The sequence below is a fragment of the Pantoea eucrina genome (genome assembly GCF_002095385.1).
Taxonomy (GTDB): Bacteria; Pseudomonadota; Gammaproteobacteria; order Enterobacterales; family Enterobacteriaceae; genus Pantoea; species Pantoea eucrina.
In genome coordinates this window covers 1-612 of sequence record NZ_MIPP01000093.1, presented here as the reverse complement: position 1 = coordinate 612, position 612 = coordinate 1, and the positions used below count along the sequence as shown (strand labels likewise).

General features: G+C 67.3%; 1 pseudogene. It reads left to right on the top strand.

The features are described 5' to 3' along the window. Positions 1-612, top strand: a pseudogene (locus HA43_RS18930) (hypothetical protein); the annotation flags it as partial.

The window sequence follows — 612 nt, the reverse complement described above, 5'->3', positions numbered from 1 at the left end:
GGCAGCACGCCGCAGGGGGGAATTCTGGCCCCGATCGCGCAGCGATCTGCTGCAGACGGCGGTGATCGTCACGGCGATGCTGGCGGGCGAAACGGAGCCGCTGACCGTGCCGGAAAACCCGCTGGATATTCTTGCCCAGCAGACCATCGCTGCCGCCGCCATAGCGCCGCTGGACGCCGGCGGCTGGTTTAAGCAAGTCACGCGCAGCGCGCCTTTTCTGACGCTGTCGCGGCACGATTACGATGCGGTACTGGCGATGCTGACAGGACGCGACGACACTGACGCTTTCGCCCTGCTGCGCCCGCGGCTGATCCACGATCCGCAGACGGATCGCATCACGGCCCGGCCCGGCGCAAAGCTGCTGGCGATTATGCACGCCGGCGCCATTCCCGATCGCGGCAGCGTCAGCGTGATGCTGCCGGAGGGTGAGGCGCAGGCCGGCACCCGCCGCGTGGGCGAGCTGGATGAGGAGATGGTTTACGGCTCGCGCGTCAATGACATCGTGACGCTGGGAGCCACAACCTGGCGTATTCAGCAGATTATGCGCGACCGGGTGATTGTCACACCGGCACCGGGACGCACCGCACGGCTGCCCGTTCTGGCAGGCGGATG